The organism is Streptomyces sp. NPDC127097 (genome assembly GCF_042724075.1).
In the GTDB taxonomy this organism is placed as follows: Bacteria; Actinomycetota; Actinomycetes; order Streptomycetales; family Streptomycetaceae; genus Streptomyces.
The window spans coordinates 19,966-34,318 of sequence record NZ_JBHXFI010000073.1 but is presented as its reverse complement, the minus strand read 5'-3'; the positions used below and the strand labels follow the sequence as shown (position 1 = coordinate 34,318).

The 14,353-nt window shown below is 71.9% G+C and carries 11 protein-coding genes and 1 pseudogene; 4 read left to right on the top strand and 8 right to left on the bottom strand.

The genetic code is table 11. The features are described 5' to 3' along the window. From ACFWJW_RS34030 to iolC, 8 genes and pseudogenes are all read right to left on the bottom strand, one after another. Positions 1–506 (bottom strand): annotated as a pseudogene (locus ACFWJW_RS34030) (two-component sensor histidine kinase); the annotation flags it as partial. 275 nt (positions 507–781) lie between these two features. Continuing rightward, positions 782–1,279 carry a GNAT family N-acetyltransferase gene (locus tag ACFWJW_RS34025; RefSeq protein ID WP_387248448.1) on the bottom strand — a complete coding sequence of 166 codons (498 nt, stop codon included), beginning with the start codon at positions 1,277–1,279 and terminating at the stop codon, positions 782–784. 355 nt (positions 1,280–1,634) lie between these two features. Beyond that, a complete protein-coding gene (locus ACFWJW_RS34020) occupies positions 1,635–2,774 on the bottom strand; it encodes a hypothetical protein (RefSeq protein ID WP_387248446.1) in 1,140 nt (379 codons plus the stop codon). Between the two features lie 178 nt (positions 2,775–2,952). Next, complete coding sequence (locus tag ACFWJW_RS34015; protein ID WP_387248444.1) at positions 2,953–4,446, bottom strand: CoA-acylating methylmalonate-semialdehyde dehydrogenase; 1,494 nt, start codon at positions 4,444–4,446, stop codon at positions 2,953–2,955. A 38-nt stretch (positions 4,447–4,484) separates the two neighbouring features. Beyond that, positions 4,485–6,401, bottom strand: a complete 1,917-nt coding sequence (gene iolD / locus ACFWJW_RS34010; protein WP_387248442.1) for a 3D-(3,5/4)-trihydroxycyclohexane-1,2-dione acylhydrolase (decyclizing) — start codon at positions 6,399–6,401, stop codon at positions 4,485–4,487. Continuing rightward, positions 6,398–7,291, bottom strand: coding sequence for a 5-deoxy-glucuronate isomerase (gene iolB, locus ACFWJW_RS34005; protein ID WP_387248439.1), 894 nt, complete (start codon positions 7,289–7,291; stop codon positions 6,398–6,400). The genes iolD and iolB overlap by 4 nt, the downstream gene beginning before the upstream one ends. Before the next feature lie 30 nt (positions 7,292–7,321). Beyond that, a complete protein-coding gene (locus tag ACFWJW_RS34000; protein WP_387248436.1) occupies positions 7,322–8,209 on the bottom strand; it encodes a deoxyribose-phosphate aldolase in 888 nt (295 codons plus the stop codon). Positions 8,210–8,328: 119 nt separating this feature from the next. Continuing rightward, positions 8,329–9,321 carry a 5-dehydro-2-deoxygluconokinase gene (iolC, locus tag ACFWJW_RS33995; protein ID WP_387248433.1) on the bottom strand — a complete coding sequence of 331 codons (993 nt, stop codon included), beginning with the start codon at positions 9,319–9,321 and terminating at the stop codon, positions 8,329–8,331. A gap of 388 nt (positions 9,322–9,709) precedes the next feature. Between iolC and ACFWJW_RS33990 the strand changes: the two genes are divergently transcribed. The 4 genes from ACFWJW_RS33990 (at position 9,710) to ACFWJW_RS33975 (ending at position 13,985) form a co-directional block, all read left to right on the top strand. After that, positions 9,710–10,630: a sugar phosphate isomerase/epimerase gene (locus ACFWJW_RS33990; protein WP_328546971.1), complete on the top strand. Its 921-nt coding sequence runs from the start codon at positions 9,710–9,712 to the stop codon at positions 10,628–10,630. Positions 10,631–10,775: 145 nt separating this feature from the next. Continuing rightward, entirely contained in the window at positions 10,776–11,795 is a 1,020-nt protein-coding gene (locus ACFWJW_RS33985) for a Gfo/Idh/MocA family protein (RefSeq protein WP_387248430.1), read from the top strand. A 200-nt stretch (positions 11,796–11,995) separates the two neighbouring features. Further along, positions 11,996–13,417, top strand: a complete 1,422-nt coding sequence (locus ACFWJW_RS33980; protein ID WP_387248453.1) for a sugar porter family MFS transporter — start codon at positions 11,996–11,998, stop codon at positions 13,415–13,417. Between the two features lie 199 nt (positions 13,418–13,616). Then, positions 13,617–13,985: a peptidoglycan-binding protein gene (locus ACFWJW_RS33975; RefSeq protein ID WP_244329652.1), complete on the top strand. Its 369-nt coding sequence runs from the start codon at positions 13,617–13,619 to the stop codon at positions 13,983–13,985. The last annotated feature ends 368 nt before the right edge of the window (positions 13,986–14,353 follow it).

Here is a 14,353-nt window from a genome sequence, read left to right as displayed (position 1 = left end):
GCCACCCGCTGCGCCGTCCGCGTGATCCGCCCCAACGGCGACAACACCCGCCCCGCCATCGCATAACCAAAAGCGAACGCCACCACCGTCAGGCCCACCAGAGCGGTCAGCGAGTGGTTGAGGAAGCGGTGCAGCGCCCCGGCACGCTGGTCGTGGAGGCAGTCGCTGATCGCCGCGTTGATCTCGCCGACCGTGCCGAGCGACGGCAGACCGGGACAACTGACATTGCCCACCCGGACGTCGGTGCCGAAAATCCGGAACTCCGGGGTGCCCTCCCTGAGGGCCTTGGCCGTCAGGATGTAGATGAGCGTGAGCAGGACGACACCGGCCACCAGGAACATACCGCCGTACAGCAGCGTCAGCCGTATCCGGATGGTGGGCCGCAGCCACGGCGGCGGGCGGCGGCGCGGCCCGGGATCCGCGGGGGGCGCCGGCGGCAGGGCCGGCGGCGCGGGGACGCGGGAAGCGGGTGCCTGGGACGTGGGTGCCTGGGACGTGGGTGCCAAGGCGCTCAGCTCCGGGGAGCCGACGAAACGGGCACCGCGACCGACATCGGGGCAAGAGGTAAACGCATGACTGATCCCTCCTCAGATGCCATAAGGCACAGGACAGTTGGCAGGCACGTGCCATCCTGCACAAAGAGGTCATAAACCGGCAGTAAACAACGGTTCACCTCCCGGCCCCGCGGCCCCGCCGCCACCTGCCCTTTCCGCACCGGGCACGCTGCCGGGGCCGTAGGACGAACCCGTAGGACGAGCCCCGGCAGCGTGTCGTACGGGGACTAGCCGGCGGCCGGTTCCGGCACCGTCAGCCGGTAGCGCGCGAGCCGGTCATCGCTGCTCCAGCGCACCAGCCCGGCCTTCTCCAGGACCCGGCCGGACGCCGGGTTCGACAGCTCCACGTCCGCGCGGACCGTGTGCACGCCCGGTGCCGTCCGCGCGAACGCCACCATGGCGCGGGCCGCCTCGGTGGCATAGCCGCGGCCCCGCCGGGACGGCACGATGCCGTAGCCGAACTCCAGCGCCCCGTCGCGCGGCGGCCAGAACAGCCCGATGGCGCCGACGACCCGGCCGCCGTCCCGTTCGAGGATCTGCCGCTGGCCGTACACCCCGCGGGCGTCGCGGTTCCCGGCGGTGAAACCGGCGATGACCCGGTCGCCGTCGGCGGGGAAGTCCGCCGCCCAGTGCGGCCGCGGTGTCCCGTCGAGCACGGCGGCGAGCTCACCGTCGGTCCAGGGCCGCAGCAGCAGCCGCGCGGTGCGCAGTTCCGCGCCGTTCATCGAGAAGGCGGAATCCCGGGAGTCCGGGGCGTCCGGGGAACCCGGGGAATCAGAGAAGTCCGGGGAGTCCGGGAAATCAAAGGAGTCAGAAGAGCCAGAGGAAAGAAAGGAAGACACGCGTCACTCCTGGTCGTTCGTCGACGACCGGGCCGCGCTCGGGGCATCGGGCGCTCAGGCGTCCCGCTCAGGCGGCGGCCCGGACAAGGGCATGCTGATGAGGCGTCTGGCGGGCCATATTCATCAACCTCCCTCGTCCGGCAGTGATCGCGCTCGGGCGCGCGCCGCCGCACCGTATCAACCGGCGGGCCGCCGCCCCCAGTTGTTTTCCGCGGCCGCCCCGGTCAGTTCGCGGCGGTCAGTACTGCGGCGGCCCGAACCCGCCCTGCGGGGGCGGCGGAGTGCCGGGCGGCATCGGCGGGGCGCCGGCCGGCGGCATCGGCGGGCCGCTGACCGGGGGCACCGGTCCGGCGGGCGGCTGCCAGGCCGGCGGGGCCTGCGGGCCGGGCGGCGGGACGAAGCCCGGGGCGGCGAACTGCGGGGCCTGGGCCGGCGGGTACCAGGCGGGGGCGACCGGCTCGCCACGGCCCATCAGGAACAGCAGGGCCACCGAGCCGAACAGGTCCAGCGCCAGCTGGAGGTGGCTGATGACGCTCATGCCCGGCGCGGGGCCGGACAGGTCGAACAGGGTGCCGTTGCCGGCCATCCCGATCACCGACAGCAGGGCGCCGGGCAGCAACACCATCGCCAGCCCGATGGCCAGCCCGCGGGCCGCGGCGCCGCGCAGCAGGCTGTTGAGCGCGGCCGGCCCGATCAGCGCGAGGAAGAGCAGGGCGGACCAGCCGGAGGACAGGCCCAGCAGCGCGCCGAGAACCCCCTTGCCGAGGTAGAACAGGTCGAAGTGTTCGGTGCCGCCCTCGACCAGCAGGTAGCCCTGAAAGACCAGGTTGAGCAGCACCATCGCGCCGAGCAGCAGACCGGCCACCACACCGGCCGTCCTGGCCGGGCGCATCGGCGGGTCGCTGGGGGTGGGGCGCGGCCAGGAACGCATCCCGGCGAGCAGCACGATGCCCGCGACGAGGGTCAGCGGGAACAGCCCCAGGCTGCTGAGGAAGACGCCGTCGAAGGTGTCGGTGGCCGTTTCGGCGTGCCGGAACCAACGGTCGTCGCTGGTGTGGTTGCCGACGCTGACGAGGGCCTGGAGCACGGTGCCGAAGGTGAGGGTGGTGGCGACGGCCAGCAGCCCGCCGGCCACCCGCTGTCCCGCGAACGCCGTGAACGCCGCCGCCAACTGGACCAGGGCCAGTCCGAAATGGAACGGGTTCGTGACCTGGTTGACGCCGCCGGAGCTCTGGAACGTCCAGGACTCCCAGACCCCGTCGAGGCCGAACTCACTGAGGTCGACCACCATCCAGGTGGCGATGAAGAGGAAGAACAGCAGGCAGAAGATGCCGCCGGTGATACGGGCGCCCTTGGCGAGCGCCATGGATTGAGGCATGTCATCCCCCGTTGTGTCCGTGCTACGCGAGGAAGCACGGTAGCAACGCCCCGGACCGCGGTCTCCCCTGGACCTGGGGTCTTCACAGGCCGGCCACGACCGACGGGGAGACCTCGGCGGCCGGACGTGCCGGACCCCCGGCCGGCGGGGGTCCGGCCGGGGGTCCGTCAGGGCGTCCTCAGTGGTTGCTGGGGAAGCCCAGGTTGATGCCGCCGTCGGACGGGTCCGGCCAGCGGGTGGTGACGACCTTGCCGCGGGTGTAGAAGTGCACGCCGTCGTTGCCGTAGATGTGGTGGTCGCCGAAGAGCGAGTCCTTCCAGCCACCGAAGGAGTGGTAGCCGACCGGCACCGGGATCGGCACGTTCACGCCGACCATGCCGGCCTCGACCTCCATCTGGAAGCGGCGGGCCGCGCCGCCGTCCCGGGTGAAGATCGCGGTGCCGTTGCCCCACGGCGAGTTGTTCATCAGCGCGATGGCCTCGTCGTAGGTCTCGACGCGGACCACGGACAGCACCGGGCCGAAGATCTCGTCGCGGTAGGCGTCCATCTCGGGCGTGACGTTGTCCAGGAGGGAGACACCCATCCAGTGCCCGTCCTCGTAGCCCTCGACGGTGTAGCCGCTGCCGTCGATGACGACATCGGCGCCCTGGGCCGCGGCGCCCTCGACGTACGAGGCGACCTTGTCGCGGTGCACCTTGGTGATCAGCGGGCCCATCTCGGAGGCCGGGTCGTCGCCGGGGCCGATCCGCAGCTTGTCGGCGCGCTCCTTGATCTTGCCGATCAGCGGGTCGGCGGTGTCGCCGACGGCCACGACGACGGAGATCGCCATGCAGCGCTCACCGGCCGAGCCGTACGCGGCGTTGATCGCGGAGTCCGCGGCCAGGTCGAGGTCGGCGTCCGGCAGGACCAGCATGTGGTTCTTGGCGCCGCCCAGCGCCTGCACCCGCTTGCCGTTGGCGGTGCCGGTGGTGTGGATGTAGCGGGCGATGGGGGTGGAGCCGACGAACGACACCGCGGCGATGTCCGGGTGCTCCAGGATGGCGTCGACCGCCACCTTGTCGCCGTTGACGACATTGAGCACACCGTCGGGCAGCCCCGCCTCGGCGGCCAGCTCGGCGAGCTTGAACGCGGCGCTGGGTACCTTCTCGCTCGGCTTGAGGACGAAGGTGTTACCGCAGGCGATGGCGAGCGGGAACATCCACATCGGCACCATCGCCGGGAAGTTGAACGGCGTGATGCCGGCGACCACACCGAGCGACTGGCGGATCGCCGCCACGTCGACCCGGGTGGAGACCTGGGTGGACAGCTCGCCCTTGAGCTTCTCCGGGATGCCGCAGGCCAGCTCCACGATCTCCAGACCGCGGGCGACCTCGCCGAGCGCGTCGGAGTGCACCTTGCCGTGCTCGGCGGTGATCAGCTGCGCGATCTCCTCGCGGTGCGCGTCGAGCAGCTCGCGGTACTTGAACAGCACCGAGGTGCGCTTGGCCAGGGAGCTGCTGCCCCAGGTCCGGAAGGCTTCCTTGGCCGCGCGGACGGCCGCGTCGACCTCGTCCACCGAGGCGAAGGCGACCTGCTTCTCCTGGGCTCCGGTGGCCGGGTTGTAGACCGGGCCGAAGTTGCCGGAGACGCCCTCGACGGGCTTCCCGCCGATCCAGTGGCTGATGGTCTTCATGCTGGGGGCCTTTCTGGGCTGACGGCTTCGGGCTGGGGTCAGAGGTGGCGGCGGCGCCCGGCGGCGTGCCGGTCGTACGCCTCGCGGGCGGCCACCGCCGCCGGACGTGTCGCGGTCTCGGCAACAGGAACATCCCACCAGGCTTGGGCCTCCGGCGCGCCCGGCACAGTGTCGGCCGTTTCGGTCTCGACGTAGACACATGTGGGCCGGTTCGCGCCACGCGCCTCGGCGAGCGCGGCACGCAGCTCACCGACCGTGGCCGCCCGCAGCACCCGCATACCGAGCGAGGCGGCGTTGGCCGCGAGATCGACGGGCAGCGGCGCGCCGGTGTAGGTGCCGTCCGCGGCGCGGAAGCGGTAGTCGGTGCCGAAGCGCTCGCCGCCGGTCGCCTGCGAGAGCCCGCCGATCGAGGCGTAGCCATGGTTCTGGATGAGGACGAGGTTGATGTGGATGCCCTCCTGGACCGCGGTGACGATTTCGGTGGGGTTCATCAGATACGTACCGTCGCCGACCAGCGCCCACACCGGCCGGTCCGGCGCGGCCATCCGCACCCCGATCGCGGCGGGGATCTCATAGCCCATGCAGGAGTAGCCGTACTCCAGGTGGTACTGCCTGCGGGACCGGGCGCGCCAGAGTTTGTGCAGGTCACCGGGGAGGGACCCGGCCGCGTTCAGGATGATGTCGGTGTCGTCGACGAGGGCGTCCAGCGCCCCGAGGACCTGCGTCTGGGACGGCCGTACGGACGGGTCCGCGGCCCCGAACGCCGCGTCCACCCGGCGCTCCCAGTCCGCCTTCGCCGCCCCGTAGCCGGCCTCGTACGCCGCATCGACGCGGTGCCCGGACAGCTCCTTGGTGAGCGCTTCGAGTCCGGCGCGGGCGTCGGCGACGAGCGAGGCGGCGCCGAGCTTGTGGGCGTCGAAGGGCGCGATGTTGAGGTTCAGGAAGCGCACCCCGGGCGCGGCGAACAGGGTCGCGGAGGCGGTGGTGAAGTCGGTGTACCGGGTGCCGACACCGATGACCAGATCCGCCTCGCGGGCGAGGGCGTCGGCGGTGGCGGTGCCGGTGTGGCCGATACCGCCGATGTCGGCGGGGTGGTCGTGGCGCAGCGAGCCCTTGCCGGCCTGGGTGGACGCGACCGGGATGCCGGTGGCGTCGGCGAAGGCGCACAGCGCGTCCTCGGCCTCGGAGTGGTGCACCCCGCCGCCCGCGATCAGCAGCGGCCGGCGGGCGCCACGGATCGCGCGCACGGCATCCGCCAGGGCATCGGCGTCGGGGAGCGGCCGGCTGACCCGCCAGACCCGGTCGGCGAAGAACTCCGCCGGCCAGTCGTACGCCTCGGCCTGCACGTCCTGCGGCAGCGCGAGGGTCACCGCACCGGTGTCGACGGGGTCGGCGAGCACCCGCATCGCCTGGAGGGCGGCGGGGATCAGCGCCTCGGGCCGGGTGACCCGGTCGAAGTAGCGGGAGACCGGGCGCAGCGCGTCATTGACCGACACGTCCCCCGCCTGCGGGACCTCCAGCTGCTGGAGAACCGGGTCGGCCGGCCGGGTCGCGAAGGTGTCGCCGGGCAGCAGCAGGACCGGGAGACGGTTGACGGTGGCGAGCGCGGCGCCGGTGACGAGGTTGGTGGCGCCGGGGCCGATGGAGGTGGTGACGGCCTGGGCGGAGAGCCGGTCGCACTGCCGGGCGTAGCCGACCGCGGCATGCACCATGGCCTGCTCGTTGCGGCCCTGGAGGTACGGCAGCGCCGGGGGCCCGGGGGTCGCCCCCTGGTGGGACGCGGCACCGGACTCCAGCAGTGCCTGGCCGAGACCGGCGACATTGCCGTGGCCGAAGATGCCCCAGCAGGCATTGATCAGACGGTGCCGGCGGCCGTCCCGCTCGGTGTACTGGTGGGCGAGGAACTCGACCAGGGCCTGCGCGACCGTGAGCCGGCGCGTCGTCGGGGCGTTCATCGGGCGGCTCCTGCGGGCGCTTCGTAGAGAGGGAGACGGGCGTCGACCGGCTGCTCCGGCCAGGTGGAACGGATCCAGCCGTGATCCGGGTGATCGCAGATCAGCCACTCACGCGTGGCCCCCGGACCGGCCATCACGTTCAGGTAGTACATGGCGTGGCCGGGCGCGGCGATGGACGGCCCGTGCCAGCCGTCGGGGATCAGGACGGCGTCCCCGCTGCGGACCTCGGCCAGCACATCCGTGCCGCGGCCGCGCCCCGAAGGGCTCACCCGCTGGTAGCCGACCCCGTCCGTGCCGTGCGCGGACTCGATCTCGAAGTAGTAGATCTCCTCCAGCTCGGACTCCTCGCCGGGGCGGCACTCGTCGTGCTTGTGCGGCGGGTACGAGGACCAGTTGCCGCCCGGGGTGAGCACCTCCACCGCGATCAGCCGGTCGCACTCGAAGGTGCCAGCGGCGCCGAAGTTGTTGACCTGGCGGGAGCAGTTGCCGGTGCCGCGCAGCTCCACGGGGACGCCGGACGCGGGGCCGTAGCGGGCCGGCAGGCGGTGCTCGCAGCGGGCGCCGGTGAGCGCGAAGCGGCCGCCGGCCCCGGTCTCGATCCGGACGTGTGCGTCGCGCGGTACGTAGGCGAAGTCCGTGACCCCGCTGAACACGCTCTCCCGGCCGGTCAGTTCGAAGGTCTCGCCGTCGTCGGTCCGCACCGTGCAGCCGCCGGACAGCGGCAGCACGATCCATTCGCTGTCGCCGGTGGCGAAGGAGTGGTGGGCACCGGGCGGCAGCTCCAGGACGCGCAGCGAGGAGTAGCCCCAGCCGGCCCGCTCCGGGTCGATGTCCAGGGCGTACGGGCCCGCTGCCGCGGCTCCGGCCCCCAGATGGAATTCAGTGCTCATATGTCGAGTCTCCTGCGGAATACGCGGCGTTCACAGCAGGCCGACGGCGGTGTCCACGGCGGCCGCGACATCCCCGTCGGCGGGGTAGAGCAGGGAGCGGCCGACGACCAGGCCCTGCACCGTCGGCAGCCGCAGCGCCTTGCGCCACTTCTCGTAGGCGGCTTCCTGGTCCTGGACGGTGCTGCCGATGTCGCCGCCGAGCAGCACGGTCGGCAGGGTGGTGGTCTCGCAGACCCGGGCCATGGCGTCGGGGTCGTCGGTGACCGGCAGTTTGAGCCAGGTGTAGGCGGAGGTGCCGCCGAGTCCGGAGGCGATGGCCACGGAGCGGGTGACGGCTTCGGGGCTCAGATCGTTGCGGACCGCGCCGTCCGCCCGGGAGGAGAGGAACGGCTCGACGAAGACGGGCAGCTGCCGCTCGGCCATCGCGTCGATGGCGCGGGCGGTGGCCTCCAGGGTGGTCAGCGAGCCGGGGTCGCGGTAGTCGATGCGCAGCAGCAGTTTGCCGGCGTCGAAGCGGAGCCGGGCGAGGTCCTCGGGGCGGTGGCCGGTGAACCGGTCGTCCATCTCGAAGGAGGCACCGGCCAGCCCGCCGCGGTTCATGGAGCCCATCACGACCTTGCCGTCGAGGGCGCCGATCAGCAGCAGGTCCTCCAGTATGTCGGCGGTGGCCAGCACCCCGTCCACACCGGGCCGCGACAGCGCCAGAATCAGACGTTCGAGCAGGTCGAAGCGGTTGGCCATGGCGAGCTGCCGGTCACCGACGGCCAGCGCGCCACGGGCCGGGTGATCAGCGGCGACGATCATCAGCCGCCCGCTGTCGCCGAGCAGCGGCCGACGGGCACGACGGGCGGCGGCCTCCGCGACAGCTTCAGGATGCCGGGCCCGCAGCATCGCGAGGTCACTGATCCGAGGAGTCAAGGCTCAACTCACCTTCTTGAGTACACAGGTGGAGGGGGCGCGGCCGACCGCGGGCGGGGCGGGGCGGGGGTTGGAGGGGGTGTTGGGGCGGGCGTTGGGGCGGGGGCCGGGCGCGGGGGTCAACGGCCGGCCAGGAACGCGTCGACCTCGTCGGCCGTCGGCATCGCGGAGGAGCAGGCGAGGCGGGAGGCGACGATGGCGCCCGCGGCGTTGGCGTAGCGCATCATCGGCGCCAGCTCCCAGCCGGCGAGCAGCCCGTGACACAGCGCCCCGCCGAAGGAGTCGCCGGCGCCCAGACCGTTGACGACCTCGACGGGGGTGGGCGGGACCTCGGCGGTGCGGCCGTCGCGGTGGACGGCGAGCACACCCTTGGGGCCCTGTTTGATGACGGCGAGTTCGACGCCCATGTCCAGCAGCGCCTGGGCGCACTCCTTGGGCTCGCGCAGCCCGGTGGCGACCTCGGCCTCATCGACATTGCCGACCGCCACGGTCACATGCCGCAGCGCCGCTTCGTAATACGGGCGGGCGGTGGCCATCGCCGCGGCCCCGGTCACCCCGCCGTCCCCGGAGGCGCCGCCCTCACCGCCCCAGAACATCGGCCGCCAGTCGAGGTCGAAGACGGTGGGGCCCACCTTGGCGCGAGCCTCCAGCGCGGCAAGGGTGGCGCTGCGACTGGGCTCCTCGCAGAGCCCCGTGCCGGTGATCCAGAAGATCCGGGCCGCCGCGATGGCGTCCTGGTCGAGCTCCTCGGGCCGGATGACCAGGTCAGGGGCCTTCGGCCGGCGGTAGAAGTAGAGCGGGAAGTCGTCCGGCGGAAAGATCTCGCAGAAGGTGACCGGCGTCGGATAGGCGTCGACGGAGGTCACCCAGCGGTCGTCCACCCCGAAGTCACGCAGCGCCTGGTGGACGTAATCACCGAACGGGTCGCGGCCGGTGCGGCTGATGACCGCACTGCGCCGCCCGAGCCGCGCGGCGGCCACCGCGACATTGGTGGCGGAGCCGCCGAGGAACTTCCCGAACGTCTCGACCTGGGCCAGCGGCACACCGGTCTGAAGCGGGTAGATGTCGACTCCGATGCGGCCCATGGTGATCAGGTCGTACGGCTGGGTCATGTGCGCCCCTTCGGGTCACCCGGCGCGGCGGGTTCGGCGGGTTCGGCTCCGAGGAAAGGTCTAACGGGGAGAGCCAGACCCTGTCAACAATTTGTCCTTACATACTGACGTCAGGAGAACGATGAACGAACCCCAAAGCGAGACCGCAGCAAGCGGTTCCCCACACGCCAGGGGTGCCACCGCCAGCCCCACGACCCAGGGATGCCGCCACCAGCCCCACGCCCCGCATGCACCCCACGCCACCCCACGCACCCCACGCGACAAAGTCCTTAAGTCCTTATGTCAGGACGAAGTCTTGACACTCCCCGGGGCGGCAGAGAGGCTGTGCCCCACAACCCCACCCCAGCGCCTCCCGGTCACCGCCGACCGGCGAGAGGAGAGCCGCAGCATGTCCGTTCCCCATGCCGCCCAGCCCGTCCTGGACCGCATCCGCGTCGGTTCCGCACCCGACTCGTGGGGAGTCTGGTTCCCCGACGACGACCAGCAGGTCCCCTGGCAGCGCTTCCTGGACGAGGTCACCGAGGCGGGCTACGAGTGGATCGAACTCGGCCCGTACGGCTACCTGCCCACCGACCCCGCCGTCCTGCGCGACGAGATCGCCCGCCGCAGCCTGCGGGTGTCGGCCGGCACGATCTTCACCTCGCTGCACCACGGCCCGTCCGTATGGGACAAGACCTGGGCGCACGTCTCCGAGGTCGCCACCCTCACCCAGGCGATGGGCGCGCGGCACCTCGTCGTCATCCCCTCCTTCTGGCGCGACGACAAGACCGCCGAGGAGATCGAGCCGCGCGAGCTGACCACGGAGCAGTGGAAGCAGCTGACCACCGGCATGGAACGGCTGGGCAAGCAGGTGCGCGACGAGTTCGGGCTGGACATCGTCGTACACCCGCACGCCGACACCCATATCGACACCGAGGAGCATGTCGAACGGTTCCTGCACGCGACCGACTCCGACCTGGTCAACCTCTGCCTGGACACCGGCCACTACGCCTACTGCGGCGGCGACAGCGTCAAGCTGATCCGCACCTACGGCGAGCGGATCGGCTACCTCCACCTCAAGCAGGTCGACCCGGACATCCTCAGCGACGTCGTCGCCAAGGGCACGCCGTTCGGCCCCGCGGTCAAGCAGGGCGTGATGTGCGAACCGCCGCTCGGCGTACCGGCGCTGCCGCCCGTACTGGAGGCCGCCCAGGAGCTGAACGTCGACCTCTTCGCCATCGTCGAGCAGGACATGTACCCCTGCCCGCCCGACCAGCCCTTCCCCATCGCCGAACGCACCCGCCGCTTCCTGCGCTCGTGCGGCGCGTGAGCCACTGGCACCTCGCGTGTCCGCCTCGCGCGTGTCCGCCTCGCGACGCCTCCTCCTCTTACCCCGGCAACGATTACGGAGCGTAATCGGTTCCGTTCTCAGGGTATCTCTCGCACTCCGAAGCACGTAAGGACTTGTGGACAACATGACTTCGCACGAAACGCTGGGTGTGGCGGTCATCGGTACCGGCCGGATGGGCGCCGACCACGTACGCCGGATCAACGAGGTGATCAGTGGCGCCCGGGTGGCGGCGGTGGTCGACATCGACGCGGCGCGGGTCAAGCACCTCGCCGACGGCATCGAAGGGTGCACCGCCTACACCGACCCGGCCGCCGCCATGGATGACCCCGGGGTCGATGCCGTACTGATCGCCTCGCCGGGGCCCGCGCACGAGGCGGCGCTGCTGGACGCCTTCGCGCGGGATCTGCCCGTACTGTGCGAGAAGCCGCTGACGCCGGACGCCGCCTCCGCACTGCGGGTGCTGGAGGCCGAGCAGGCGCTGGGGCACCGCCGGGTCCAGGTCGGTTTCATGCGCCGCTACGACGCCGACTACCGCACCCTCAAGTCCCTTCTGGACCAGGGCGCTTACGGCCGTCCGCTGATGCTGCACAACAAGCACCGCAACCCCGACTCCCCGCCCGGCTTCACCAACGCCATGATGGTCAACGACTCGCTGGTGCACGAGATCGATGTGACCCGCTGGCTGCTGGAGGAGGAGATCACCGCGGTGCGGGTGCTGCGCCCGGCCCCCACCGGCAACGCCCCGGAGGGCCTCAGCGACCCCCAGCTGGTCCTCTTCGAGACGGCGGGCGGCCAGGTCGTGGACACCGAACTCTTCGTCAACTGCGGCTTCGGCTACCAGGTCAGCTGTGAGGCGGTCTGCGAGGGCGGCACGGCCAGGATCGGTGACGACCGCGGGGTGTTCAGCAACACCGCGGGCCACTGGGGCGGCGCGATCACCCCCGGCTTCGTGGAGCGCTTCGAGGAGGCTTACGACCGGCAGGTGCAGCGCTGGGTGAACGCCACCCGGCGCGGCGAGATCGAGGGCCCCAGCTGCTGGGACGGCTATGCCGCGGCGGCGGTCTGCGAGGCGGGGGTACGCGCCCAGACGACGGGCGAGCGGATCGCGGTCGAACTCATCGAGCGGCCCGCGCTGTATCGGTGAGGCGGCCGGCCGCGCGGTGATTGCCCCCGGCTCACCGGGCCGCCGCCCCCACGCCCCCGGCCCACGGGCCGCCGCGCCCCTCCCCGATCCACCGAAAGGTTCCACCTCATGCACGCCACCCCACCCCTGCCCCACCCCCCGCGCCCATTCCCCGCTCCTGATGCCGGGGGGATCGGCTGCCCGGCGGAGCGGGGCTGATGATGGGGGCTCCGACCGGCCAGTTGGTGTCCGCCGGCCCGGGTGAGGGGGTGCGGGCCCGTCGCGCCAGACGCTTCATCGTGGGCATTGCTGCCGTCGCCGCCCTCGGCGGCGCCCTGTTCGGGTACGACACCGGGGTGATATCCGGCGCCCTCCCGTTCATGGAGGGCCACTTCGGCCTGACGTCCCTGGGCGAGGGCGTCATCACCAGCGCGCTGCTGATCGGCGCGGCCTTCGGCTCGCTGATCGGTGGGCGGATGTCCGATGCGCTGGGCCGGCGCAACTCGCTGCTGTGGGCGGGCGCCGTGTTCATCGGCGGGGCGCTGGCCGTGGCGCTCGCCCCCGATGTGCCGTTCATGACCGTGGCGCGCTTCGTGCTCGGCCTCGCCGTCGGCAGCGCCTCGGTCATCACCCCGCTCTATCTCTCCGAGATCGCGCCCCCGCACATCCGGGGCCGGCTGGTCTCGTTCAATTCGCTGATGATCGTCAGCGGTCAGTTGCTCGCCTATCTCATCAACGCCTTCCTGGCGCAGTGGGCGGCCTGGCGCTGGATGCTGGGTCTGGCGGCGCTGCCCGCCGTGGCGCTGTTCGCCGGCCTGTTCTTCCTGCCGGACACCCCGCGCTGGTACATCAGCAAGGGGCGGCAGGACGAGGCGGCCCGGGTGCTGCGCCGTACGCTGCCCGCCGAGGACGTACCCGCCGAGCTGGCCCGGATCGATCACGCCCGCGGTCTGGAGGCCGAGGCCCGGCGCGACGGCTGGCGGCAGTTGCGCACCCCGTGGATCCGGCGGCTGTTGCTGGTCGGTATCGGGCTGGCGGCCGTGCAGCAGATCACCGGCGTCAACGCCGTGGTGTATTTCGCGCCGAAGATCCTGGCGTCGACGGGGCTGGGCACCGGTGCCTCGATCACCGCCACCATCGCGATCGGGGTGATCTCGGTGCTCGCCACCGCGGTCGGGATGTCCCTGATCGACCGGGTCGGCCGGCGGCCGCTGCTGCTCACCGGCCTGGCCGGGATGACCGTCTCGCTCGCGCTGCTCGGCGCCGCCTTCCACCTCCCGCACTCCCCCGCCGTCAGCATCCTGGTCCTGGGCCTGATGGTCCTCTACATGGCGTTCATGCAGGGCACGCTCAACACCGGGGTCTGGCTGCTGCTGGCCGAGATGTTCCCGCTCAGGGTGCGTGGACTGGCCATGGGCGCCGCGGTGTTCATGATGTGGCTGGTCAACTTCGCGGTGGCGCTGGCCTTTCCGCTGCTGCTCGACGTGGTCGGCGCCGGCACCACCTTCTGGCTCTTCGGCGCGATGTGTGTGCTGTCCCTGGTGTTCTGCCGGCGGTACGCGCCGGAGACGAAGGGGCTGGCGCTGGAGGATCTGGAGGACGAGCTGCGGAAGGCGGCGGGGGCCGCACCGGCCACGAGCTGACGGGACACCGGCCACCAACTGGCAGAGCGACGGGACGGAACCGGCTGTGCGGCGGACGGGGACCGGCGGGTCACCCGCGCCACTCGGCAGGGAATCGGCGCCACTTGACGGGGAATCGGCGGGAATGGGGGAACCACGGAGCGCGTTCCCGGCGTCACAGCGGGTGGAATCACATCCAACGGGGGAAACGGTGGAATTCGTGAAGACCAACGCACTCAGCCGAACCGTCAAGCGCACAGCCGTCCTCACCGCGACCGCGGGCCTGCTGACCGCGGGACTGCTCACCGGCCCGGCGTCCGCGGACGCTCCGGCCGGCGGACGGGCCGACACCCTGGCCGCCTGCGCCTATTACAACGGCAACGCCCTCACCGTCTACGGTCAGCGCGGCGACCGCGTCTCGCAGGCGCAGTGCCTGCTGGCGAACCGCCGCTATCTCCCCTGGGGAGATGTGACCGGCTACTTCGGCCCCAAGACCCGGGCCGCGGTGAAGAAGTTCCAGTCCCGGCACCATCTGACCGCTGACGGCAAGGTCGGCAAGAAGACCTGGTACGCGCTGTACCACGCCTGATCCGCTGCCGACCGTCGGCAACACCCTTACCATCGGCAACACCCCTGTGGCGGGCCGGTTCCCCAGTCGGGGCACTGGCCCGCCACACGGCTGTGTGCCCACGGCGCCGGGGCCCGCACCGCGACCGACCCGCCGCCGTGCCCGGAGCCCCGCCCCTCGTCACCCCGTCCTCGCTGCGTACGGGAGTGCCCGCACCCCGGCCCCTGAGCGCCCCCGCCCCGTACGGGAGTGCCCCGCCCCGGCCACTGATCGTCCCGCCCCCGTCACAGCCGTCCGCCCCGCGTCACCGCTGTCACCGTTACGCGCGCCTTACGTCACAGCCGTTCAACAGCCCCTCCCCGATGGTTACTCGGTGTCGTTGTCCAGGC